The organism is Bacteroides sp. 4_1_36, from assembly GCF_003466325.1.
GTDB lineage: Bacteria > Bacteroidota > Bacteroidia > Bacteroidales > Bacteroidaceae > Bacteroides > Bacteroides uniformis.
Window position 1 is genome coordinate 1 of record NZ_QSOX01000064.1, and the last position, 633, is coordinate 633.

Sequence of the window (633 nt, forward strand, 5' to 3'; positions counted from 1 at the left end):
CACCGCTTGATGCTTCCTGCCCGCAAGACCCGGCATACGACGAACTCCAACCATCGCTACCACAAGTGGAAGAACCTAATCAAAGGACTGACCTTGACTTCAGCCAACCAGTTGTGGGTCAGCGACATTACTTATATACCACTTGCCAATGGTGAAGTCTGTTATCTGCATCTGATTACGGATGCCTACTCCCATAAGATAGTGGGATGGGTGCTTGCCGACACCTTACGGGTATCGGCAACCATCAATGCATTGCAACAGGCTATAGAGCAGGCTGTTGAAATGACAGGAGATGAAAATCTTACGGGCCTGATACATCACTCGGACCGTGGCGTACAATACTGTTGCGACCCATACGTGGCACTTCTTCAGAAACATGGCATTGCCATCAGTATGACGGAAGACTACAAACCCACCGACAATGCCGTTGCGGAACGTATCAACGGGATTATTAAGGCGGAAAGCAGCCATCCTCGAGGCCGGTTCAACGACATCGGGCATGCAAGAAATGTCATAGCTCGCTACATACATTTCTATAACCATCGCAGACCGCATATGAGTATCGGGTATAAAATACCTGCTGTGGCGCATCTGGAGAAGGGAATACAGAAGAAAATGTGGAAGAAGAAAAAA

Annotated in this window: 1 protein-coding gene; it reads left to right on the forward strand. The window is 48.5% G+C overall.

The window, feature by feature from the left end; all coding sequences use genetic code 11:
• Window positions 1–633, forward strand: a 633-nt coding sequence (locus DXD65_RS20890) for an IS3 family transposase (RefSeq protein ID WP_117887909.1), incomplete at both ends; no start/stop codon positions are given.